Origin of the sequence: Micromonospora sp. NPDC093277 (genome assembly GCF_044765245.1) — a bacterium.
In the GTDB taxonomy this organism is placed as follows: domain Bacteria; phylum Actinomycetota; class Actinomycetes; order Mycobacteriales; family Micromonosporaceae; genus Micromonospora.
The window spans coordinates 539,679-561,140 of the sequence record NZ_JBIWJO010000002.1; the positions used below are offsets into that span (position 1 = coordinate 539,679).

Genomic DNA, 21,462 nt, shown 5'->3' on the forward strand with positions numbered 1-21,462 from the left:
ACCTTGCTGTAAGGAGTAGACCATGACTGAAACCGTTACCATCCGCGCGGCCGGGCCGGCCGACGCCACCACCGTCGACACCCTGGTCCGGGAGATCGCCGCCCATGAGGGCGACAGCGAACACGTCACCGTCACCCTGGACGCATGGCGCGGCCTGCTCGGCCGCGGCGACGTCACCGTCCTGCTCGCCGAGCGGGCCGGGGAGCCGCTCGGCTACGTCTCCGCGGTCCGCCGCGCACACCTGTGGTCCGGGCGGGACATCCTCGCGCTGGACGACCTCTGGGTCCGGGCCTCCGCCCGGGACGCCGGGGTCGGGCGGGCGCTGATGCTCGCGCTGGCCCGTGTCGCGGCGAAGGACCGGCTCGTCATCCGCTGGGAGGTCAAGCCCGGGAACGCCGGGGCGCAGCGGTTCTACCAGCGGCTCGGCGCGGGCCTGTACACCAAGGTGATCGCCGGCTGGCGCCCCGAGAGCTACCTGCCGCTGCTGTCGCCGGAGCAGGACCGGACACCGGCACCGGCGTAGGGCCACTGGCGCGAGGGCCGGCGTATCGGCCCTCGCGCCCCCGCTCCGGCCCCTGGTTCCTGTCCGGCCCCGCTGGTAGAACGGCCGGATGGATCAACTGAGCGACCCGCTGGCCGGGCGTCCTGGCTGACGAACCGTCCGGGCACCGATGCTCGGGGACTGTCCGGCCCGGCCAAATCACGTTGTTGTCCGGCTGGCCCGTGTCTACCGTGAGCTGATGTTCTCGCGACCACTGACGGTGACCTACGACGCGGACAACCCGGCTCGACTGGCGCAGTTCTGGGCCAGCATGCTCGGCCGGGAGGCCGTCGAGGACGCCCACGGTGTGCTCCTGCCTGGCGAGGACGGCCAGCTCAGCCTCCGGTTCGTCCCGGGCCAGGCGAAAAAGGCGGAGCCGAGCCGCCGCATGCACTTTCACCTGACCAGCACCAGCGACGCCGACCAGCAGCACACGGTGACGACGGCGCTGGGGCTCGGCGCCAGCCACCTCGACGTCGGGCAGCTTCCCGAGGAGGGGCACCTCGTCCTGGCCGACCCCGAGGGCAACGAGTTCTGCGTGATCGAGCCGGGCAACAACTTCCTCGCCGGGTGCGGTCTGCTCGGTGAACTCGCCTGCGACGGCCCCCGGGAGGTCGGCCACTTCTGGAGCGGGGCGCTCGGCTGGCCGCTGGTGTGGGACCAGGACGAGGAGACCGCGATCCAGTCGCCGGACGGCGGCACAAAGGTCGCGTGGGGAGGCCCGCCCGTGACCCCGAAAAAGATGCGGAACCAGCAGCGCTTCGACCTCACCCCGACCGGCGGCGACCAGCAGGCGGAGGTCGACCGGCTGGTCGCCCTCGGAGCCACCCGGCTCGAGGTCGGCGCGGACGGCACCGTCGTGCTGGCCGATCCCGACGGCAACGAGTTCTGCGTCCGAGGGACCTGACTTCCGAACATCGTGCGAGCCCACAACTCGGTGGCGCGGCGCCGGCCCGGTCGTCAGGATCGGGTCCGTGCTTGCCGACCTGTGGCCCCTGTACGGCCTGACCATCTTCACGTCACGACTCGAACTCCGCCTGCCCCAGGAGGATGAACTCGCGGCCGCCGCTCAGCTGGCAGCCAACGGCGTGCACCGGGCGGACGAACGCCCGTTCCTGACCCCGTGGACCGACGGCAGCCCGGAAGATCGGGCGCGATCCGTCCTGCAGGGGCACTGGGGCCAGCGCGCGGGTTGGAGCGTGGCGGCGTGGAGCCTCGGACTCGCGGTCTTCTCCGACGGGAACCCACTCGGCATGGTCACGCTTCGAGCCCGCGATTTCCTGGTTGTCCGCGAGGTCACCACCTCCTCGTGGCTGGGGATCGAGCACCAGGGCAAGGGCTACGGAACCGAGGCTCGGATCGGCCTGCTCACGCTGGCCTTCGATCATCTCGACGCGCGCGCGGCACTCACCGAGGTGTTCCAGGACAACCACGCCTCACAGGGCGTGTCCCGCAAGCTCGGCTATGCGGCCGACGGCATCTCGGTCGACGCCCGCGGCGACGAGGCCGTCGTGTCCGACCGGCTACGCCTCACCAGGCAGAAGTGGACTCAGCAGGAGCGGCCCGCGGTGAGGGTTGACGGGATGGCGGCCTGCGGTCCGATGTTCGGCCTCTGACGGAACTCACCCAGCTCAACAGGGCCGCGCGACCGAGTGAACCGAGTCGTCGCCGGCGGTAGGCTGGTGGTGGTCGCGACCCCTCCGACGACGTAGGAGAGTGCATGGCACTGGGACGAGTGCTGGTGATCGGTCTCGATCCTGTCAGGATTCCGGGCTGGGATCCTGAGCCGGTGGTGGCGGCGATAGCACGCGGCCAGGCCCGTTTCGCCGATCACGGCATCGAGGCCGACCTGTGCCTGGTGGCACCCGACGAGGACGCCGAAGGAGCGATCGTCGAGGCGCTGAACCGAAGGGACTACGCCTGCGTGGTGGTCGGGGGCGGCATCCGCAAGCACGAGCCGTTGCTGGAGCTCTTCGAGAAGGTGGTCAACCTGGTCCGGCAGCAGGCTCCCGACGCGGCGATCGCCTTCAACAGCAGCCCAGAGGACACCGCCGACGCAGCACTACGGTGGTTGCGGTAGGGCCAGCACGGCACATGGCCGGCAATTGAAGCTGCCTCGACGGGCCGCTGCTGTCAGCATGTTCGGCATGGCGGACCGGGTGATGTTCGTTCAACTGAAGACGGACAACGACACCGACAAAGGGCCGGCGTGGATCAGCAACGTGCGGTTCAGCAAGAGCTGGCAGACGGCTTACTGGCACGGCAGGACGCTCCGGCGCGGGCGTGGCATGTCCGATGCCAACTTCTACGACGTCGAGACCGCGGAGGAGTACTGGCTCTCCGGACCGCACCGGGACGGCGCTGACACCCGCTACAGCGGCATCCGGCCCGAGATCGACGACGACGTCCGCCAGGCGTACGAGGCGTTCCTTCGCGGTGCGCCCCTGCCAGGCCGCGAACAGGGCTAGGGCCCGCGTCAGAACCAGGTCTCTCGGGCGTCCAGGGTGGTCCGGTCCAGGCTGTCCAGCAGGTCGAACTGCGGCCCGGTGCGGGGCAGCTCGTAGCGGAAGTAGAAACGGGCGGCCTGGCGCTTGCCGGCGAGGAAGTCGGCGTCCGGGCCGGCTGCCTGGCGCCCGCCGGGCGGGCGCCAGGCAGCCGGCTCTGTCAGTCGTTCTTCGAGATGCTCAGCGGGAAGGTGGGGGTGCCGACGTTGGTGAGCGTGGTGGTGTTCGCCCGCACGTACGTGTCCAGGTACGGCGAGCGGTCACCCTGGGTCGGTGAGTCGAACCGCGGGTCCTGCACCTGCAGGGCAAGCCGCGCGTCGGTGACCGTGATCGCCTCACCCGAGGGCACGGCCCGCCAGCCGTTCGAGGTGATGGTTCCGATCTGGACCCCCAGCTGGTGCCCCGGCTCGAAGGTCCAGTCCGTCGCCTTCAGGGCGAACCGGGTCGTGCCGCTGTGGTCCAGCACCGCCACGTTCTCGTTGAACATCGTCGCCTTGCCGTCCGGGGCGACATCCCACAGCCGTACCCAGACGTTGCCCTGCCCCCTGGTCTTCAGGGTGACCTCCGGGCTGCCTGTGATCCGTACCTGCTCGGCGGCGGGCGTGGACCAGGTCCAGTAGCTGTTGGCGGGTGCGTCGGCGGCGAGCGCGCTGATCTGGTCGGTCGCCGGCGAGCCGGCTTCCGGCGCGTACTCGATGTCCCAGCCCGCAGACTCCGGCGCGGTCATTGACAGGGCGGCCTTCTGGGCCTTGCCGCCGTCGTCGACGTACTGCCCCGCCGACAGCCGCACCTTGTACGCGTCGTTCGCCACCGGCCAGGTCGGCTCGGCACGCCAGTGGCCGAGGCTGTCCTCGACGGAGAACGCCGGGTCGGTCACCGACGGTTCGATGCCGCGGAGGTGCTCGTCGTAGAACCGCATCACCTCGTCGAACCAGCCCGCCCGGCCCATCTTGAGCTGGCCCCTGGCGTTGGTCTCGTTACCGCGCACGTGTTCCCACTGGCCGAGCCAGCCGCGTTCCGGGCCCTGGTGGTTGGCCAGGTACTTCTGCATCTCCTCGGGCTTGGTGTTGTCCTCGATGAAGCCCGACGTGACGAAGATCGGCGTCTGGGACCCGGCGGCGCGGGAGGCGAAGTCACGGGCCCGCCAGAACTCCGACTTCGGGTCGGGGTTCTGGGTGTTGGTGAGGTTGTCGCTCTCGCACTCGGGGTGGTTCTTCTCGTACGCCGCGTTCGCCTTGTAGTGGTCGCTGTCGCCGGCCAGCGGCGCCATCGTGGCGATCGAGTAGTAACTCCGCGGGGTGCTGGTCACGTTGGAACGCGGCACCCCGTTGCTGTAGAGGTAGTTGTACCTGTTCCACGTCGGTTCCTGGGAAACGATCGCCCGCAGCGGCTTGAGCTTGAGGGTGTTGGCCGCCAGCCCGGTGTTGGCGTCGTACGACTTGCCGTACATGCCCACCTTGCCGGTCGACCACGGCTGGCTCGCCGCCCACTCGACGGCCGCCCTGATGTCGGCCTGCTCCCCCGGACCGAGGAAGTCCAGGCACCCGGTGCTGCCGCCGAAGCCGCGCAGGTCGACCATCACGACGGTGTATCCGCGTTCCATGAGCCGCGCGCCGTCGATGAAGTCCTGAAAGCGCGCCGACGGCCCGACCCGGTCCCACCCCGCGGGAGCGGTCTCCCCCGCGTGCGAGAAGTACGGACCCACCGACAGGATCACCGGCGTTTTCGCCTCCGCCGGCAGGTCTGCCGGGCGCAGCACGTCGGCGTGCAGTTCGACCCCGCTGCCGTCCGAGGACGGGAAGTACGTCTCCGTCCACAGCGCCCCCTCGGGGACCCGTGGGTTCTCCTCATGGGTGATCGGGGCATCAGACGCCGAAGCCGCCTGTGCCGCTGCGGGCGAGGCGCCCGCGGTGAGACTTGTGATGATGGCCAGTGCACCGGCCGCCGCGACGGGCGACACCACCTTCTTCCGAAGGTTCATCGTCATCCACCTAACTCCAGACGACGTCGTCTGGTTAGCCATCGAGGCTAACGATCTTCGACGGACATGTATCCCTGAGTTATCTTCCCGTGTCCTTTCGGGTCAGCCGGTCTCGGCGAGCAGGCCGTCGACCAGGTCACGGGGCAGCCCGTGGGTGTCGTGCAGCCAGTGGTAGTCGCGCTCGCTCAGCGGCCCGCGACCGCGGAGCCGGTCGACGACCGGGCGGCCCCGGCGCAGCAGCCCGCGGAAACGCCGCTCCTCGTCGAGGAGCACCGCGCGCGGCGGCCCCACCTCCACCCGCTGCCGGAAGCGGAACAGCGTGTCCGCGTACGCCTCGACGGGCAGCTCGGTCAGGCCGCGTTCCGGGTCGTCGCGCCAGAGGATGGTGAGCGCCCGCCGGACCAGCCGGCGCAGCACGTACCCCCGGCCGGTGTTACCGGGGCGTACGCCGTCGCCCAGCACCACCACGGCGGAGCGCAGGTGGTCCGCGACGATCCGCAGGTCCGTGCCGTCCAGCGGCCACCGGTCGTGGACGGCTTCCACCCACGGTCGCAGCCCGTCGCCCTCAAAGACCGACCGGCCGCCGCGCAGCACCATCCCCAGGCGTTCCAGTCCCATTCCGGTGTCGATGTTGGACACCGGCAGCGGGGTCAGCCGGCCGTCGTCGTGTCGGTGGTGGCGCATCTGGACGTGGTTCCAGACCTCCATCCACCGGTCGTCGCCGCTGGGCGTGCCGGTGGGGGGCCCGTCCCCGGTCCACACGAAGATCTCCGAGTCGGGTCCGCACGGGCCGGTCGGGCCGTTGGACCACCAGTTCTCCGCGCCGTTCGCCTCGACCGGTACGCCCAGCTCCGTCCACGTCGCCCAGGCGGTCTCGTCCGGACCGACCTGGTCGTCGCCGCCGAAGACGGTGGCGTGCAGCCGTCCCGGGTCGATGCCGAAGCCCTCGGTGAGCAGCTCGTGGCCCCAGCGGAGGCTGGTCGCGATGCCGTAGTCGCCGAGCGACCAGGAGCCGAGCATGTCGAAGACGGTCAGGTGGGTGGCGTCGCCGACCTCGTCCAGGTCGGTGGTGCGCAGGCAGCGCTGCACGTCAACCAGCCGCCGGCCGGCGGGATGAGGTCGCCCCGCCAGGTAGGGGGTGAGCGGGTGCATGCCGGAGGTGGTGAACAGCACGGGGTCGCCGGGCGGCGGGATCAGGGAACTCTCCGGCGCGTCGCGGTGGCCGTGGCGGCGGTAGTGGTCGAGGAACGTGTCGATGATCTGGTCGGGTGTCACGGCGGGCCTTCCGGGTCGGTGCGACCGGAAAGGGTCCGCGAACGGATCGGAATGCGACGACGCCGGCGGACCGTTTCCGGTCGCCGGCGAGGAGTCGGGTGATCAGGCGGCGGCAACCGGCGAGCGGAGAGCTCGCGCGGCCGCGGCGGTGTTGCGCCTGATCTGCATGCCCCGACGGTAGCTCGGGTCGGTGTCGCCGCCCAGCGCTTTTTGCGCCGGGCGGCGGACCAAGTACGAGAGTGCGACGGCTGCCCGCCGGCGCAGCCGGGAGGACCTGGGTGGGCCCGCCGAACCCGGGCAGGCGCTACCTGGTGCGGCGCAGCCTCCGGCGTAGCTGCGCGGCCACCCGCGAGGCGGTCACCGGCACCACCGAGATCATCAGCCGACCGGAGTCGTCGAGCACCGGAGTGACCACGTACAGCCGGCCGCCGCGCCGCCGGACCAGCGGCGCCGTCGCGCGGACCCGGGGGACGCGGACGGCGGCCGAGCCGGCCGCGCCGGTGGCTGTCTGGGCACCGACCGCCCGCCCCGGGTCGAAGCCGCCGACCTGCGCGGAGACCGCCCGGCGCTGCCCGGTCACCCCGCTGCCGGCGAGCAGCTCGTCGACCCGGAACCGGATCCGCAGCGTGGTGCCGTGCTCGCCGCGTTCGACGGTGCCGACCTCGGCCGGGATCTCCTCGGCGCTGAGGGCGAGGGGCTCCGCGCCCGCCGCGGCCAGGTCGGGCAGCGGGCTGACCGCGGTGATGGTGAGCACCTTCTCGCCGCGCTCGTCGGTCTCCCAGGCCAGCGCGGTGGCGTCGAGCTTGGCGGACCAGTCGGGCACCGCGGTCACCTCGAAGCAGGAGTCCGGCAGGCCGCGCTCGGGGTCGCGGAAGCCGGGGTAGGCCGCGTACCGGCGGGCGCCCTCGACGACCGTGGGGGGCACCCCGGTCCGGGCGTCCTGGCGGATCACGGCGAGCAGGTCGTCGAGCGCGCCGTCGCGGGCCAGTGCCAGCCGGATCCGGGTCTCGGCGTTGAGCTGGCCGGCGATCCCGTCGGTGAGGTGGGTCCGGACGAGCCGTCCGATGCCGTCGTGGACGAGCTGCTGGGTTTCCCGGTCGAGGCGGAGGAGGTCGTCCTCCAGCAGCTTGGCGATCTCGTGGTCGAAGCGGCGGGCGAGGACGGCGTCACGCTGCTCCCCCGCCGGGATCAGCCCGGCGACGAACGCGGTGGTCGCCTCGACGGTCCGCAGCCGGTCCGCGTGCCGACTCAGGTAGGTGATGTTGGTGGCGCTGTGCCGGCGGACCGCGTAGTAGTAGTCGTAGTCGGCCAGCACCGAGACGCGCCGGGCCCGGTAGCAGGCCTCCAGGGTGAACGGCAGGTCGCTGCCGATCGGCAGGTCCTCCAGGTAGCGGATGCCGTACTTCTCCAGCAGCTCCCGCCGGAACAGCTTGGTGTTGGCCAGCGAACGCGGCAGCGGCGAGTCGAACAGGTCCACGTCGGCCTGGGTACGGGCGAAGATGTCCTGGTAGATGTGCCGGCTGTTGACCCCCACCACGCGGCCCAGCACCACGTCGGACTCCCAGGCGTCGGCCGCCTCCACCAGCCGGCGCAGGGCGTCCGGCCCGAGGTGGTCGTCGGCGCCGACGAAGAAGACGTACCGGCCGGTGGCCGCGTCCAGGCCCCGGTTGCACGGGCTGGCGGGGCCACCCGAGTTGGCCTGGTGGATGACGGTGAACACGCCGGGGTGGCGGGCGGCGAACCGGTCCAGCTCGGCGCCGCTGGTGTCGGTCGACCCGTCGTCGACCGCGACGATCTGGAGCCGGTCCAGGCCGATCGTCTGTTCCAGCAGCGACTTCAGGCAGTCGGTCAGGTACGGCATGGTGTTGTAGACGGGCACCACCACGCTCACGTCGGGGGCGCTCATCCGGCGAGCGCCTCCGTGGTCGACCCGTCGGCGGTCGGCGCCAGCAACCGCTGGTAGAGCGCGTCCAACCGCCCGGCCTGCGCCTCCCAGGTCCAGCCGGGCAGCGGCGACTCCGGGCCCTCGTACGCGGCCCGGTAGCGGTCCGGCGCGGCAAGCACCGCCCGGACGGCGCGTACCAGGTCGGTCACGTCCCGGGCCCGGAACACCTCGCCCTGGCCGGTGGCCCGGACGGTCTGCGCCATGGTCCGCACGTCGCTGACCACGATCGGCAGCCTGGCGTGCGAGTACTCGAAGAACTTGGTGATCAACGCGATCTCGTGGTTCGGCCAGTGGTGCAGGGGAATGAGCCCGACGTCGGCGCCGCTGAGGAAGGCCACCAACTGCCGGTGCGGCACGTACGGCACCACGTGCACCCGGTCGGCCACGCCGAGCCGGACGGCCCGGGCCACCACCTGTCGCACGTACGGGGCCGCCGGGTCGCCCACCACCAGCGCCAGGTGCACGCCGGTCAGCCCGGGCAGCGCCTCGACCACGGTGTCCAGGCCACGTTGCACCGCCATCGCGCCGCTGTAGACCAGCAGCGGGGTGTCCCGGTCGACGCCGCACATCCGCCGCAGGTCGGGGGCGGGCTCGGCGTCGCCGGCCGGCTCGTCGGCGGCCACCGGCGCGTTGAGCACGACGGCCGGGCGCTCGGCCAGGTCGTGGTCGCGCTGCAACAGCTCGGCGAGCGAGTCGGAGACGGTGACCACCGCGTCCGCGTGCCCGACGTACTCCCGCACGTACCCGAGGTGGGCGGGCAGCCAGCGGGCGTTGTCCCGGCGGGGCTTGGCGCCGGGCAGCCACTCGTGGGCGTCCCAGACCAGCCGCGTCGACCGGCCGGCGGCCTGGGCGCGCTGCTTGGCGCGGGCGGCCACGCCGAGCATCCGGAAGTCGTGCGCGTGGATGAGGTCGGGCCGCAGCTCGTCGATGATCGGGCCGAAGAGCCGCTCGTAGCCCCAGAGGCCGGGCTCCAGCCGCCGCCAGGCCCGGTCGCCCTGCAGCCCGCGCCAGAGGGCGACCTGGGCGTGCTCGACCGGCCGGCGGGCCAGCCGGGCGGCGCGCAGGGGCAGCCCGCCCCGGCTGACCAGCCGCGCGCGCAGTCCGCGGTTCCCGGCCGGGCCGGCGGCGGGCGCGCCCAACGGCAGCACCCGGACGTGGGCCCCGCCGAGCCGCCAGTCCCGCTCGCCCTCGGTCCGGGCGCAGCCGAGCAGGGTCACGTCCCAGCCCGCGTCGGCCGCCGAGCGGGCAGCCTTCTGCACCCGGGAGTCACCCTCGACCCCGTTGTCGACGAGCATGACCACCCGGCCCCGGAGGCCGTGCCCCGACGCGGCGTCGAGCTGCATGAACGATCTCTCCAATTCTTCGTCCGGGCGGTGCCCGGCGAGTGTACGGCAGATTATCGCGACGACGAGACGGCCCGGCCGCCGCCCAAATTGTGCCGGGATCGGCGTCCGCCCGCGCGGCGACTGGCTCTCACCTGCCAGGACACCAACAATCGTTCTGCTCGGCAGACAAATAGCACCCGCCGTTAACCCAATGCACACGTTGCGCCAATTAGCGTTCCCAGGACCTCTGGAAACCGAGGCCGGTCCCGGACGGACCCGCCGCCCGCCGGTTCCACGACGGCGAATACACCTCGAAATTACGTGTTAGTGAGCTGGTTTTCATGACCCGTACACCTGACGTCAGCGTGGTCATTCCCACCTGCGATCGCCCGGACCTGGTGGTCCGCGCCGTGCGCAGCGCGCTGGCCCAGACCATCGACACCATCGAGGTCGTCGTCGTGATCGACGGCGGGGACGAGGCGACCCAGTCAGCGCTGGCCGCGATGCGCGACGACCGGGTGCGGGTCGTGCCGCTACCCGAGCGCGGCGGCGCGCCGAACGCCCGCAACGTCGGCGTACGCGAGGCCCGGGCGCCGTGGACCGCCTTCCTCGACGACGACGACGAGTGGCTGCCCGAGAAGCTCGAGACGCAGCTGGCGGCGGCCCGGGCGGCCGGGGCGCCGCTGCCGATCGTGGCCAGCCGGCTGATCAACCGCACGCCCCGGGCCGAGTTCGTGCTGCCGCGCCGGCTGCCCGAGCCGGGCGAGCCGATCAGCGAGTACCTGACCGTGCGCCGGGGGCTGTTCCACGGCGACGGCTTCATCCAGACCTCGACCATCATGGCGCCCACCGAGCTGCTGCGTCGGGTGCCGTTCACCGTCGGCCTGCGCCGCCAGCAGGAGCTGGACTGGACGCTGCGGGCGGTCAGCCACCCCGACGTGGAGCTGGTGATGACCCCCGAGCCGCTGGTCGTCTGGCACCAGGACGAGGACCGGCCGCGGATCAGCCTGGCGTCACCCTGGGAGGCGCAGTTCGAGTGGCTGCAGGCCATCCGCCCGCTGCTCACCCCCCGAGCGTACGCGGCGCTGGCGATGAGTGTGATCAGCTCGATGGCCGCCACCACCCGCAGCTTCCAGGTGTTCCGGATGCTGCTCGCGGAGGCCCGCCGGCACGGCCGGCCGGGGGTCATCGACTACGTGACCTACCTGCAGATCTGGCTGATCCCGCCGGACCTGCGGCACCGGCTGCGCGACCGGGTGCTCAACCGCCGCCGCGGCGGCGGGCAGCCGCCGGTGCCGGAGGCGCGCGGCGGGGACGCCGTACCGAGCGGGCTTCCGGCCACCCACGCCGAGTCGATGCCGTCCGTGGTCGGGGAGCCGGACCCGGTGGCTGGCGGCGGCCGGCAGTAGGGTCACGATCATGTCCAGGAACAGGGCGGTGATCTGGCGCAGCCACCTGCTGCCCGGGTCGGAGACCTTCGTCCGCGGCCAGGGTGACGCGCTGACCCGGTGGGAGCCCGACTACCTGGGTGCGGTCAAGGTGGCCTCCCCGGTGGCGCGGGACACCGACGTGGTCGCCTTCGCCGACGATCCGCGTGGCCGGGCCGAGTTGCTGCTGCTCAAGCTCACCGGCCGGTCGACCCGGCTGGACGCCGCGCTGGCGGGGCTGCGGCCGGACCTGGTGCACGCGCACTTCGGTGGCGACGGCTGGCTGGTCAGCGGCAGCGCGCAGCGGCTCGGCGTACCCCTGGTGGTGACGCTGCACGGGCAGGATGTCACCCGGCAGCCGGCGCAGCCCGGGGCGCGGGGTGCCCGCACCCGGCGGAACCTGCGCCAGGCGTTCGACCGGGCGGCCCTGATCATCGCGGTGTCGGAGTTCATCCGCGACCGGGCGGTCGCCCTAGGCGCCGACCCGGCCAAGGTGCGGGTGCACCACACCGGTGTGCCGATCCCGCCCCCCTTCGGGGAGACGGCGAAGCGGTGGGACGTGATCTTCATCGGCCGGTTCGTGGCCAAGAAGGGCACCGACGACCTGATCGAGGCGGCGGGGATGCTGCCCGCCGCCCTCCGGCCCCGGCTGCTCTTCGTGGGCAGCGGGCCGCTGGAGGCCACGGCCCGGCAGCGCGCCGCCGAACTCGACCTGGACGCCACGTTCCTGGGCGCGCAGAGCCCGGCGGAGGTCCGCCGCCACCTGGCCGAGTCGCGGATCCTGGCGGCGCCGTCGCGGACCGCCCCCGACGGCGACTGCGAAGGGCTGCCCACCACCATCCTGGAGGCCGGCTCCGCCGGCCTGCCGGCCGTCGCGACATACCACAGCGGCATCCCCGAGGCGGTACGGCACGGCGAGACCGGCCTGCTCAGCGCCGAACGCGACCGGGCCGCGCTGGCCGAGAACCTGGCCGCGTTGGTCGGCGACGAGGCACTGCGGGCCCGCCTCGGCGTGGCCGCCCGGAAGCACGTCGCCGAGCACTTCGACCTGCACCGGCAGACCGGGCGGCTGGAGGAGCTGTACGACGCCGTGCTCGCCGGCGCGCTGCCGGCGAGCGACGGCGGGGACCCGGGGCGTGTGGCGGCCCTCAGGCGCCGGCAGAGCTGACCAGGGCCGCCGGGGACAGCGGCTCCGGCGTCTTGCCGCGCCGGTTCGGCAGCGACAGCCGGATCACCTTCCACCAGGCGGAGGCGACCTGCTTGGGCAGCGGCCCCGTGGTGTACCGCAGCCCGTACCGGTCGAAAATCGCCCGGACCTGCGGGGCGATCTCCTGGTAGCGGTTGCTCGGCAGGTCAGGGAAAAGGTGGTGCTCGATCTGGTACGACAGGTTGCCGGTCATGATGTGCATCAGCCGGCTGCCGCTGATGTTGGCCGAGCCGAGCATCTGCCGCAGGTACCACTGGCCCTTGCTCTCGCCCTCGATGGAGTCCGTCGCGAACGTCTCCACCCCGCTGGGGAAGTGCCCGCACATGATCACCGAGTGGCTCCACACGTTGCGGATCAGGTTGGCGGTGAAGGTGGCGGCCAGGGTGGTCAGGAACGACGGGCCGGAGAGCAGCGGGTGCACGATGTAGTCCTTGAGCACCTGGCGGCGGATCTTGCGGCCGACCGCCCGGGCCCGGGCGCGGAACTCGGGGGTCTTGTGCCCGCCGTCGCGCAGGTTCTTCCCCAGTTCCAGGTCGTAGGCGGCGATGCCGTACTCGAAGAAGCAGGCGTTGACGAGGTTGTAGAACGGCTGGCCCAGGTGGCCCGGGCTCCACGGCTGGTCCTCGTCGACGCGCATGATGCCGTAGCCGAGGTCGTTGTCCCGGTCAATCACGTTGGTGTACCGGTGGTGCAGCTCGTTGTGCGAGTGCTTCCACTGCTCGGCCGGGGTGACGTGGTCCCACTCCCAGGTGGTGGAGTGGATCTTCGGGTCGCGCATCCAGTCCCACTGGCCGTGCAGGACGTTGTGACCGATCTCCATGTTCTCCAGGATCTTGGCCACCGCGAGGCCGGCGGTGCCGACGATCCAGGCCGGCGGGAACAGCGAGAAGAGCAGCACGGCACGGCTGCTCATCTCCAGCGTCCGCTGGGTCTTGACCACCTTGCGGATGTACCGCGCGTCCCGCTCACCCCGGTCGGCGATCACCCGGTCCCGGATGGCGTCCAGCTCCTTGCCGATGATCTCGATGTCCTCGGCGGTGAGGTGGGCGATCGGGTTGACGGCCTTCTTCTGGATCACGGTCACGTCGGTGGCCTCCTGTCAGAGTTCGATGTCGCAGGTACCGGCGGCCGCCGACACGCAGGTCTGGATGAGTACGCCGTCGCCGGGGAGGGCCGTGGTGAGGTCGCCGTTGCGCAGGTCACGGACCGCGCCCTGGCGCAGCGGGACCACGCAGCCGAAGCAGATCCCCATCCGGCAGCCCGACGGCATGAGCACCCCGGCGTTCTCGCCGGCGTCGAGGATGGGGGTGGCCCCGTCGGCCTCGACGGTCACGCCGGCACCGGTGAAGGTGAGCGTGCCGCCCTCCCCCGCGGAGATCACCGTGGGCCGGAACCGTTCGGTGTGCAGCCGGTCGGCCAGGCCCCGGGCGGACCAGTGTGCCTCGACCGCGTCGAGCAGGCCGACCGGCCCGCACGCCCAGGTCTGCCGCTGCGCGTGGTCGGGCACGAGGTCGTCCAGTTCGTGGACGCCGAGCAGCCCGTCGGTGTCGGTGTGCCGCTCAATCAGCCGCAGCGCACCGCGCGCGGCGAGCGCCCGCAGCTCCGCGCCGAAGACGACGTCGTCCTCGGTCGGTGCCGAGTGCACCAGCACGACGTCGGTCTGGGCCGGCAGGCCGGCACGGAGCATCGCCATGACCGGGGTGATACCGCTGCCGGCGGTGAGGAAGAGGATCCGCTCGGGGACCGCCTCGGGCAGCACGAAGTCGCCCTGCGCCTGGTCGAGCTGGACGATCGTGCCGGGCCGGACCCGGCGGACGAGGTGGTTGCTGACCTTGCCGTCCGGGATCGCCTTCACCGTGATCGCGATCCGGTGCGACGCGCCGCCGGGCACCGAGGTGAGCGAGTACGCCCGCCACTGGCGTACCCCGTCGACGTCCACGCCGAGGCGCACGTACTGCCCCGGCCGGTGGCCCCGCCAGCTGCGGCCGGGCTCGATGACCACGGTCGCGGCGTCCCGGGTCTCGGCGCGCACCGCGACGATCCGGCCACGCAGGGCGGCGCCGGCCCGCAGCGGCGCGACCAGGTCGAGGTAGTCATCCGGCAGCAGCGGGGTGGTGACCGTCTCGGCCAGCCGCAGCAGCCGGCGCCGGAAGGTGGCCTTCGGGCGGGCGGTTGTGGTCATGTGACCAGGGTGACTACCCGATCGCATAACATCTTGTCCGACAAAGGTGAATCAATCACAGGTTTTTGTGCGGAGAGAACAAGATGCTGGACGAGTCCGGAACGACACGCCACGCCGGCCACCTCGAACTGGACGAACGGGTCGCCTCCCGACTCCGCGAGCGCCTCCCCGTGGTGGCCGAGCGGACGGTCAGCGCCATCACCGGAGAGGTGCCCGCCTACTCCGGTGCGCTGAAGGGCGCCATGCGGGAGAAGATCGAGAAAGCCGTCCGGATCGCCCTCGGCACCTTCCTGCAGCTCATCGAGGGCGCGCAGTCGACCGACCCCAGCACCCCGCTGGCCCCGGCCCTGGAGGCCGCGTACGCCCTCGGCAGCGGGGAGGCCCGCTCCGGGCGGAGCATGGACGCGCTGCTGGCCGCGTACCGGGTGGGCGCCCGGGTGGCGTGGCGGGAGGTCTCCACCACCACCGTACGTTGGGGGCTGGCCGCCGGGACGGTGGCCGAGTTCGCCGAGCTGATGTTCGCGTACATCGACGAGCTGTCGGCGGCCAGCGTAGCCGGACACGCGGACGAACTGGCCAGCGCCGGCCGGGCCCGGCGCCGGAACCTGGAACGTCTCGCCCAGCAGCTGCTCGCCGGGGAACCCGAGGAGACCCTGCGGCGCAGCGCGGAGCGGGCCGACTGGCCACTGCCGCAGACGCTCACCGTCGTACTGCTGCCACGCCGGAACCTGCGCGCGGTGCTCGCCCTGCTCAGCACACACACCCTGGAGAGCGGCGAGGACCTGCCCGGGATGGACCCGGTCGAGGAACTGGCCGTCCTGCTGGTGCCGGACATGCACGGCGGCCGGCGCCGGCAGCTCACCCGGCTGCTGTTCGGGCACCGGGCGGTGCTCGGCCCGGCCCGGCCGTGGCACCGGGTCGCCACCTCCTACCAGCGCGCCACCCGGGCGCTGGCGCTCGGCCTCGGCGCGCCGGACGCCGGGCCGGTCGACACCGAGCAACACCTCGCCGAACTGCTGCTCAGCATGGACCCGGAGGGGCTGGCCGACCTGCGCGCCCAGGCGCTGCGCCCGCTGGCGTCGCTGCCCCCCGCCACCGCGCACCGGCTCGCCGAGACACTGCGGTCCTGGCTGCTGCATCAGGGCCGCCGCGACGACGTGGCGGCCGACCTGTTCGTGCACCCGCAGACCGTCCGCTACCGGATGGGCAAGCTGCGCGAGCTGTACGGCGACCGGCTGCACGATCCGGCCACCGTCCTCGACCTCACTCTCGCCCTGGCCGTGCCGCCGACCCCGCCGGAGGCCGCCTGAACAGGGACGACGGACCCGCTCACCGCAGGCCCTCCGGCCCTGTCCCCGGCCGTCCACGCCGGGAAGGATAGCCAGGGGACACGAGTAGCGAGGGGGCCGCGACCATGATCCAGCCATCGGCCGGGAGGGAGCAGGCGCCCACGGTACGGATGTTCGAGGCGGCGGCCCGGCAGTCCCTCCACGCACCCTCCGTGTTCAACACCCAGCCCTGGCGCTGGCGGGTCACCCCGGACGCCCTCGAACTGCGGGCCGACCCCGACCGGCAACTCGGCACCACCGACCCGGACGGCCGGCTGCTGGCACTGAGCTGCGGCACCGCCCTGCACCACGCCCGGGTGTCGCTGGCCGCCGCCGGCTGTCGCGTCACCGTCGCACGGCTTCCCGACGCGGGCGACCCGGCGCTGCTGGCCCGGCTGCGCACCACCGACCCGGTCGGCCTGGACATCACGGCAGGTCGCCTGGTGGCCGCCATCCCCCGGCGACGCACCGACCGCCGCGCGTACAGCGACCGGCCGGTGCCCGACACGCTGCTGTCCCAGTTGCGCGCCGCGGTCGAGGCCGAGGACACCCACCTGCACGTCGTCCGGCCCGACCAGATGCCGATGCTGGCCGTCTCCACCGCCCGCGCCGCCGACGCCGAGCTGGCCGACCCGGCGTACCTGGAGGAACTGCGCAGGTGGACCGACCGGCCGGCCGGCAGTGGCGACGGCGTGCCCACCGCCACGGCCGTCCGCCCCGCACCCCGACGGGTGCCGCTACGCGACTACGCACCCGCCGGCGCCGCCGGGCTGAGTGCCGGTGCCGACTTCGACCGGGGCGCGGCGTACGTGATCCTCTTCGGCGTCCGGGACGACCACGCGGCCTGGCTGCGGGGCGGTGAGGCACTGTCGGCGCTGCTGCTCACCGCGACCGCCGAGGGGCTGGCCACCGCACCGATCAGCGACGCGATCGAGCTGGCCTGGCCGCGCCGGATGATGCGCGACCTGCTGGCCGGGGTGGGCGAGCCGTACCTGGTGGTCCGGGTGGGCTGGGGACCCGACGCCGACCTGCCGCCCGTGCCCCGGCGGACACCCACCGACGTGATCGAGATCGACGCCTGACGGCGGGGCGGCGCGGACGGCCGCCGGCGACGTCCGACCTTCTATCCTGGGTCTGGTGAGCGCCCCGCCCCGTCAGGCCCCGGCCGACCTGCTGGTCCACCTGCGCCGGGCCCGGGACCACCTGGACCGGCACTACGCCCAGCCGCTGGACCTGGCCACCGTCGCCGCGGTCGCGGGGGTCAGCAAGTACCACTTCCAACGGCTCTTCACCGTCACCTACGGCCTCTCCCCCGCCGCCCACCTGTCCCGCCGCCGGATCGAGCGGGCCCAGGACCTGCTGCGGGCCACCAACCTCACCGTCACCGAGGTCTGCCACGCCGTCGGATTCGCCAGCCTCGGCTCGTTCAGCAGCCGCTTCCGGGACCTCGTCGGGGAGACGCCGAGCGAGTTCCAGCGCCGCTGGGCCGCGACCGGGGCGCCACGCATCCCGGGATGCTTCGTGCTGATGTGGGGGCTCGCCGAACGCCGCCGCTCCGCAAGCGAAGAGAAGCCGGGCTGACCAGCCAGTTCCTAGGCTGGTCGCATGATTACCAACATCTCGATCATCAGCCTGCTGGTCAAGGACATCGACGCGGCCAAGGCGTTCTACCTCGACGTGCTCGGGTTCGTCGAGCAGAACGACATCACCGTGGGCGACGGCGCCTACCGGTGGTGCACGATCACCCACCCGAGCCAGCCGGAGCTGCAGGTGCAGCTGACCCTGCCCGGCCCGCCGTACTCGCCGGAGGTGGCGGCCACCCTCCGGCGTGCGCAGGACGAGGGCAGCCTGTTCGGCCTCGGGCTCGACGTCGACGACTGCCGCAAGACCCACGACGAACTGCGTGCCAAGGGCGTCGAGTTCATCCAGGAACCGGCCGAGCGGCCGTACGGGGTGGAGGCGGTCGCCCGCGACAACTCCGGCAACTGGCTGGTCCTGGTGGAGCGCCGCGAGTTCGATCCCGCCGCCATGGGCTGACCCCGGAGGGCGGTCCGCGGAGGAAGCAGTAACCGCTGCGGCGATCGGGAATACCGACTTGCGGTCCGACTTCGCCGTCGCCCCTTGTCGTTTCCCGGCATCACAGCACAGGAGGTGGATGATCTAGGCAGCCGGTGGCATAGTCAGCAGTGCCCGGCACGCTGGGCCGAGGGGAGAGACGGTGCCTCGCCATCCGGACACCTTGATCAGGCCGAACACCGTGCTCAGCGGTGCCCGGAAACGATTACCTTCGCCGATACGCCCCGGCCAGTGCATGTCCCGGACCGAGCTGGCCGACGCAGTAAACACCGCGCTCGATTGGCTCTACCCGCACCGGGACCTCGCGGCGCACTACGTCGATTTCCGCTGGGTCGGCAAGTTGGAGCGTGGTGAGCATCGCTGGCCCAGCGAAGCACGCCGCGCAGCACTGCGCCAGGTTTTTGGCGCCCTGACCGACTTGGACCTCGACCTCTACAGCCCTCGACGTAGCGAGGGGACGTACGCCGCTGAAGAGGTGTCCAAGGCTCGACCCGGTAGTTGGGATGAGGCCATCCACCTGCTACGCGAGCAGTGGCACCTTCTGGTTCAGAACGACAAGATGTTCGGCCCCGAGTACGCCCTGATGGGTGTCACCAGGCAACTGTTTGCGATCCAGGATCTCCTGCATGAGGTGCCCTTAGCGCTACGCCCCGCCGCCGTCCGCCTCGCCGCCCAGTACGCCGAGTCCGCCGCCTGGCTCAATCAATCCCTGAACGAGCACGCGGCAGGCAACCGCTGGACACAGCAAGCGCTCTCCTGGGCGGGGCAGATCGCGGACCCGGTCATGACCGCGTGGGCCACCTACCGCAGCAGCCAACAACGGCTGACGAGCGGAAACCCCGTCCAGGCCCTCGGGGAGGCTGAAACGGCGATGCGCTACGACCAGAAGCTGCCCGGACCGATGCGGGCCGCGCTTCGTGTTCAACACGCGCACGCTCTGGCCGCCACAGGCGAGCACCGCGCGGCCATGCGCCTGCTGGACAACGCACATCGCTGGGCAGCGGACCGCCGCCCAGGCAAACCCGAAGGCGAACACGGCTCCTACTGCACCAGCGGCTACATCGAAGTACACCGCGGAGCATGCCTTCGGCTGGCACGGCGACCAGACGAGGCAATCACCGTACTGGAAGAAGCCCTTCCCACGATCCCGCAGCGGCACCGCCAAGACTTCGCAGCCGCTCTGCTGAACAAAGCCGCAGCCCACGCGGCAGCGAAACAACCCGACCGGGCCTCCTCGACGGCACACCACGCGCTACCGATTGCGCGAAGAACGGGATCTCGACGAATCCTGTACGAACTCGCGCAACTCGGCATCGCAGTCAGCGGCCACCAGCACCTGCCAGAGGTCCGCGCCTTCCTCGACGACCTCAAGGAGGCCATCTGATGGCATCCGCCGCCGAACTGGCCGCGATGCGGCAGGCGATCATGCTGTCATCGTTCGGCCTGGGCACCACGAGCCCAAACCCGCCCGTCGGCTGTGTCATCCTCGACCGCCACGGTAAGGCCGTAGGTGCCGGTTACCACCGGCGCAAAGGAGAAGCCCACGCGGAGGCGAACGCCCTTGCCGTGGCGGGGGCCGCAGCGCGAGGCGGCACAGCCGTCGTCACGCTCGAACCCTGCAACCACATCGGTGTCACCCCAGCCTGCCGCCAGGAGCTCATCAACGCCGGCATCGCCCGAGTCGTCATCAGCGTCATCGACCCGACCTCCCGAGGCGACGGAGGCGCCGCCGTGCTAACAGCCCACGGCATCGACGTTGAAACCAGCGTGATCCCTGACGAAACACTCGCCGTCCTCGGCCCCTGGCTCACCGCCACCCGTCGCCATCGCCCCTACCTGACCTGGGCCTACACGCTCGGTGAGGACAGCCACGACCTCAACGAGCAGCTAACCACGGACCTGCGCAGCGGGGCGGACCTCGTGCTCAGTGGCAAGGCAATCGAGGAGGGCGTACCCGGCGGCCATGCACCCGAGCACTTCACGGCGCCCAAAGACCTGACTGGCGATCTCGCTCGCTGGCTTTCGACCTGCTATGCCACCGGCTCTCGCGCCATCCTCGCTGTGGGAGCTCACCATTCCGGTGCGCTTCACGACAACCTCGACTGCGTCGATGAGATCGTGGTCGCCGTGGAAAATACCCCACCGATGGACGGTCTCGCTGCAACCACCGCGGACCTCACATCTGCGGGTTTCGAGTTGGACGGCGTTCGCCCCGCTGGTGCAGGTGTGCGTATTCGCCTTCGCCGACCCAAGCCGGTACCTGTACCGCGAGCTGATGATCCACTCCAGGTCGCACAAGAGGCGGCATCCGGCCTGCACTGAGACCACCACATGCCGCACATGGAGTCGATCAAGGTCCAGGGGCGGCCGGAGGCCGCTCAGCGGGGCAGCGCCGGGGCTGACTCCGAGGGGCCGACGGCCGGCGGCGCCAACCGGTCGTACCGGTCGGCCACGTACGACAGCGCGGTGAGCAGGCCGCCACTGGTCATCTCCGCCGGACGGCCACCGGCCGCCCGGTCGACCCGGACCGGCATCCGGCCGGCCCGGGCCCAGGCCAGCCGCCCCCCGGCGGTGATGTAGCCGCGCGCCTGCCCCGCGTTGTCCGGGTGCAGGCAGTACGGGATGTCGAGGTAGCCGCGTTCGAAGGCCCGGAGCAGGCCCACCCCGACGTCGGGGCTGAGTTCCAGCACCGCCTCGACCAGCGCCCGCGCCTCGGCGTAGATCCCGGTGTCCTCGACGCCGGTGGTGGCCGGCGGCTCGGCGGCGGCGACCCGGGCGGCGTGTTCCAGCGCCGCCACGTTCTCCTCGATCGTCGGGATGCGGTGCGCCTCGGCCGGGGTCTTCACGATCAGGCGGGCCGCTCCCCCGCGTACGGCGAGCCGGGCGGCGGCGCCGAGCAGCCCGAGCGCCCCCTCGGTGGTGCGCGGATACACCCCCATGTAGGTGTAGAGCACGAGGTGACTGTCCAGTTCGGGCAGCAGTTCGTCGACCAGCCGGTGCAGCGCGGCCAGCGCCTCCTCGTCCTGCTCCGGGCAGGTCTGCTGGGCGTAGCTCAGCGACACGCTGCGCAGCCCGTGCTGCCGGAAGAACATGCCCTCCAGCACGGCCACGGCTACCAGCAGGCTGGGCGGGCAGAGCTGCCCGAGCAGGCAACCGCCGAAGCTCTCCAGGTGCGGCTCGACGCCGATGTCGCGCAGCCGGGTGTAGGCGGCGCAGCAGCGCGCCCAACTGTCGACGGCGTCACGCAGCGGCACCCGGCTGTACGGCAGGCAGTACGAGACGGGGCCACCCTCGGTGGCGTCCACCCCGGTGCGCAGCAGCGCGGCGAAGATCTCCTCGGGCAGCGCCGAGCCGTGTCGTACCTGCACCGGCATGCCGTACGGCTGCGCGGCGGCGAGCACCCAGCGGGTCACCTCCATCGGGTGCGCGACGATCGGATAGCCGTTCAGGGGCGATCCGTCGGCGAGCGCACGCACCGCCGCCGCGTGGTCCCCGACCCGGGTGTAGCTGTCCAGCGTGACGGTGCCCGCGGTTGTCGCCCGGGCCCGGGCCACCGCGGTCAGCCCGGCGCGCATGGCGGCCGGGTCGCCGAAGCCCATCCGGGGCTGCACGACCAGCTCGCCCCGGTCCCGCGCGGCGGCGACGGCCGCGGCGAACGGCCCACGCGGCAC

At 72.0% G+C, this 21,462-nt stretch carries 21 protein-coding genes; 13 read left to right on the forward strand and 8 right to left on the reverse strand.

All coding sequences use genetic code 11. The annotated features are described in order from the left end of the window. Positions 1-22: 22 nt before the first annotated feature. From ACIRG9_RS07160 to ACIRG9_RS07180, 5 genes are all read left to right on the forward strand, one after another. A complete protein-coding gene (locus tag ACIRG9_RS07160; protein WP_402851439.1) occupies positions 23-523 on the forward strand; it encodes a GNAT family N-acetyltransferase in 501 nt (166 codons plus the stop codon). A gap of 217 nt (positions 524-740) precedes the next feature. Continuing rightward, entirely contained in the window at positions 741-1,448 is a 708-nt protein-coding gene (locus ACIRG9_RS07165) for a VOC family protein (RefSeq protein ID WP_402851441.1), read from the forward strand. A gap of 67 nt (positions 1,449-1,515) precedes the next feature. Further along, on the forward strand, positions 1,516-2,157 hold the full coding sequence (locus ACIRG9_RS07170) for a GNAT family N-acetyltransferase (protein ID WP_402851443.1): 642 nt from the start codon (positions 1,516-1,518) through the stop codon (positions 2,155-2,157). A gap of 104 nt (positions 2,158-2,261) precedes the next feature. Further along, entirely contained in the window at positions 2,262-2,621 is a 360-nt protein-coding gene (locus ACIRG9_RS07175) for a hypothetical protein (RefSeq protein ID WP_402851445.1), read from the forward strand. 67 nt (positions 2,622-2,688) lie between these two features. Beyond that, positions 2,689-3,009: a hypothetical protein gene (locus ACIRG9_RS07180; RefSeq protein WP_402851448.1), complete on the forward strand. Its 321-nt coding sequence runs from the start codon at positions 2,689-2,691 to the stop codon at positions 3,007-3,009. A gap of 8 nt (positions 3,010-3,017) precedes the next feature. Here the strand turns inward: ACIRG9_RS07180 and ACIRG9_RS07185 are convergent, their stop codons facing one another. From ACIRG9_RS07185 to ACIRG9_RS07205, 5 genes are all read right to left on the reverse strand, one after another. Then, positions 3,018-3,209, reverse strand: coding sequence for an acyl-CoA dehydrogenase C-terminal domain-containing protein (locus ACIRG9_RS07185; protein WP_402851909.1), 192 nt, complete (start codon positions 3,207-3,209; stop codon positions 3,018-3,020). After that, positions 3,206-5,026 (reverse strand): CocE/NonD family hydrolase, encoded by a 1,821-nt coding sequence (locus ACIRG9_RS07190; RefSeq protein WP_402851451.1) that lies wholly within the window; start codon positions 5,024-5,026, stop codon positions 3,206-3,208. The genes ACIRG9_RS07185 and ACIRG9_RS07190 overlap by 4 nt, the downstream gene beginning before the upstream one ends. Positions 5,027-5,128: 102 nt before the next feature. Continuing rightward, the gene (locus ACIRG9_RS07195; protein WP_402851454.1) at positions 5,129-6,301 is read right to left on the reverse strand and encodes an alanine--tRNA ligase-related protein; all 1,173 of its coding nucleotides are present in this window, start codon (positions 6,299-6,301) and stop codon (positions 5,129-5,131) included. Positions 6,302-6,605: 304 nt separating this feature from the next. Further along, on the reverse strand, positions 6,606-8,207 hold the full coding sequence (locus ACIRG9_RS07200) for a glycosyltransferase family 2 protein (protein ID WP_402851457.1): 1,602 nt from the start codon (positions 8,205-8,207) through the stop codon (positions 6,606-6,608). Beyond that, positions 8,204-9,589 carry a glycosyltransferase gene (locus ACIRG9_RS07205; RefSeq protein ID WP_402851460.1) on the reverse strand — a complete coding sequence of 462 codons (1,386 nt, stop codon included), beginning with the start codon at positions 9,587-9,589 and terminating at the stop codon, positions 8,204-8,206. The genes ACIRG9_RS07200 and ACIRG9_RS07205 overlap by 4 nt, the downstream gene beginning before the upstream one ends. Before the next feature lie 323 nt (positions 9,590-9,912). On the opposite strand from ACIRG9_RS07205, the gene ACIRG9_RS07210 reads away from it, so the two are divergent. Then, entirely contained in the window at positions 9,913-10,980 is a 1,068-nt protein-coding gene (locus tag ACIRG9_RS07210; protein WP_402851462.1) for a glycosyltransferase family 2 protein, read from the forward strand. 10 nt (positions 10,981-10,990) lie between these two features. Continuing rightward, positions 10,991-12,166, forward strand: a complete 1,176-nt coding sequence (locus ACIRG9_RS07215) for a glycosyltransferase (RefSeq protein WP_402851464.1) — start codon at positions 10,991-10,993, stop codon at positions 12,164-12,166. On the opposite strand, the gene ACIRG9_RS07220 is transcribed toward ACIRG9_RS07215, so the two are convergent. Then, positions 12,147-13,289, reverse strand: coding sequence for a fatty acid desaturase family protein (locus ACIRG9_RS07220; protein WP_402851466.1), 1,143 nt, complete (start codon positions 13,287-13,289; stop codon positions 12,147-12,149). The genes ACIRG9_RS07215 and ACIRG9_RS07220 overlap by 20 nt on opposite strands. Positions 13,290-13,304: 15 nt before the next feature. Continuing rightward, the gene (locus tag ACIRG9_RS07225; protein ID WP_402851469.1) at positions 13,305-14,387 is read right to left on the reverse strand and encodes a ferredoxin reductase; all 1,083 of its coding nucleotides are present in this window, start codon (positions 14,385-14,387) and stop codon (positions 13,305-13,307) included. Between the two features lie 83 nt (positions 14,388-14,470). On the opposite strand from ACIRG9_RS07225, the gene ACIRG9_RS07230 reads away from it, so the two are divergent. The 6 genes from ACIRG9_RS07230 to ribD all read left to right on the forward strand — a co-directional run bounded on the left by ACIRG9_RS07230 (position 14,471) and on the right by ribD (position 20,113). Further along, on the forward strand, positions 14,471-15,697 hold the full coding sequence (locus ACIRG9_RS07230) for a PucR family transcriptional regulator (RefSeq protein WP_402851471.1): 1,227 nt from the start codon (positions 14,471-14,473) through the stop codon (positions 15,695-15,697). Between the two features lie 104 nt (positions 15,698-15,801). Further along, the gene (locus tag ACIRG9_RS07235) at positions 15,802-16,797 is read left to right on the forward strand and encodes an Acg family FMN-binding oxidoreductase (protein WP_402851473.1); all 996 of its coding nucleotides are present in this window, start codon (positions 15,802-15,804) and stop codon (positions 16,795-16,797) included. Positions 16,798-16,852: 55 nt separating this feature from the next. Next, entirely contained in the window at positions 16,853-17,296 is a 444-nt protein-coding gene (locus ACIRG9_RS07240) for a helix-turn-helix domain-containing protein (RefSeq protein WP_402851476.1), read from the forward strand. Positions 17,297-17,320: 24 nt separating this feature from the next. After that, positions 17,321-17,752, forward strand: a complete 432-nt coding sequence (locus ACIRG9_RS07245) for a VOC family protein (protein WP_402851478.1) — start codon at positions 17,321-17,323, stop codon at positions 17,750-17,752. 274 nt (positions 17,753-18,026) lie between these two features. Continuing rightward, entirely contained in the window at positions 18,027-19,175 is a 1,149-nt protein-coding gene (locus ACIRG9_RS07250) for a hypothetical protein (RefSeq protein ID WP_402851480.1), read from the forward strand. Next, a complete protein-coding gene (gene ribD / locus ACIRG9_RS07255) occupies positions 19,175-20,113 on the forward strand; it encodes a bifunctional diaminohydroxyphosphoribosylaminopyrimidine deaminase/5-amino-6-(5-phosphoribosylamino)uracil reductase RibD (protein ID WP_402851483.1) in 939 nt (312 codons plus the stop codon). Before ACIRG9_RS07250 ends, ribD begins: the two co-directional genes overlap by 1 nt. 56 nt (positions 20,114-20,169) lie before the next feature. On the opposite strand, the gene ACIRG9_RS07260 is transcribed toward ribD, so the two are convergent. Then, positions 20,170-21,462: a methylaspartate mutase gene (locus tag ACIRG9_RS07260; RefSeq protein WP_402851486.1), complete on the reverse strand. Its 1,293-nt coding sequence runs from the start codon at positions 21,460-21,462 to the stop codon at positions 20,170-20,172.

What these genes read in the sequence shown, in the direction of transcription:
- ACIRG9_RS07160 (WP_402851439.1), top strand. Translation starts at nt 23, where the DNA reads ATGACTGAAACCGTTACCATCCGCGCGGCCGGGCCGGCCGACGCCACC.
- ACIRG9_RS07165 (WP_402851441.1), top strand. Translation starts at nt 741, where the DNA reads ATGTTCTCGCGACCACTGACGGTGACCTACGACGCGGACAACCCGGCT.
- ACIRG9_RS07175 (WP_402851445.1), top strand. Translation starts at nt 2,262, where the DNA reads ATGGCACTGGGACGAGTGCTGGTGATCGGTCTCGATCCTGTCAGGATT.
- ACIRG9_RS07180 (WP_402851448.1), top strand. Translation starts at nt 2,689, where the DNA reads ATGGCGGACCGGGTGATGTTCGTTCAACTGAAGACGGACAACGACACC.
- ACIRG9_RS07190 (WP_402851451.1), bottom strand. Translation starts at nt 5,026, where the DNA reads ATGAACCTTCGGAAGAAGGTGGTGTCGCCCGTCGCGGCGGCCGGTGCA.
- ACIRG9_RS07200 (WP_402851457.1), bottom strand. Translation starts at nt 8,207, where the DNA reads ATGAGCGCCCCCGACGTGAGCGTGGTGGTGCCCGTCTACAACACCATG.
- ACIRG9_RS07205 (WP_402851460.1), bottom strand. Translation starts at nt 9,589, where the DNA reads ATGCAGCTCGACGCCGCGTCGGGGCACGGCCTCCGGGGCCGGGTGGTC.
- ACIRG9_RS07210 (WP_402851462.1), top strand. Translation starts at nt 9,913, where the DNA reads ATGACCCGTACACCTGACGTCAGCGTGGTCATTCCCACCTGCGATCGC.
- ACIRG9_RS07215 (WP_402851464.1), top strand. Translation starts at nt 10,991, where the DNA reads ATGTCCAGGAACAGGGCGGTGATCTGGCGCAGCCACCTGCTGCCCGGG.
- ACIRG9_RS07225 (WP_402851469.1), bottom strand. Translation starts at nt 14,387, where the DNA reads ATGACCACAACCGCCCGCCCGAAGGCCACCTTCCGGCGCCGGCTGCTG.
- ACIRG9_RS07230 (WP_402851471.1), top strand. Translation starts at nt 14,471, where the DNA reads ATGCTGGACGAGTCCGGAACGACACGCCACGCCGGCCACCTCGAACTG.
- ACIRG9_RS07235 (WP_402851473.1), top strand. Translation starts at nt 15,802, where the DNA reads ATGATCCAGCCATCGGCCGGGAGGGAGCAGGCGCCCACGGTACGGATG.
- ACIRG9_RS07245 (WP_402851478.1), top strand. Translation starts at nt 17,321, where the DNA reads ATGATTACCAACATCTCGATCATCAGCCTGCTGGTCAAGGACATCGAC.
- ACIRG9_RS07250 (WP_402851480.1), top strand. Translation starts at nt 18,027, where the DNA reads ATGTCCCGGACCGAGCTGGCCGACGCAGTAAACACCGCGCTCGATTGG.
- ribD (WP_402851483.1), top strand. Translation starts at nt 19,175, where the DNA reads ATGGCATCCGCCGCCGAACTGGCCGCGATGCGGCAGGCGATCATGCTG.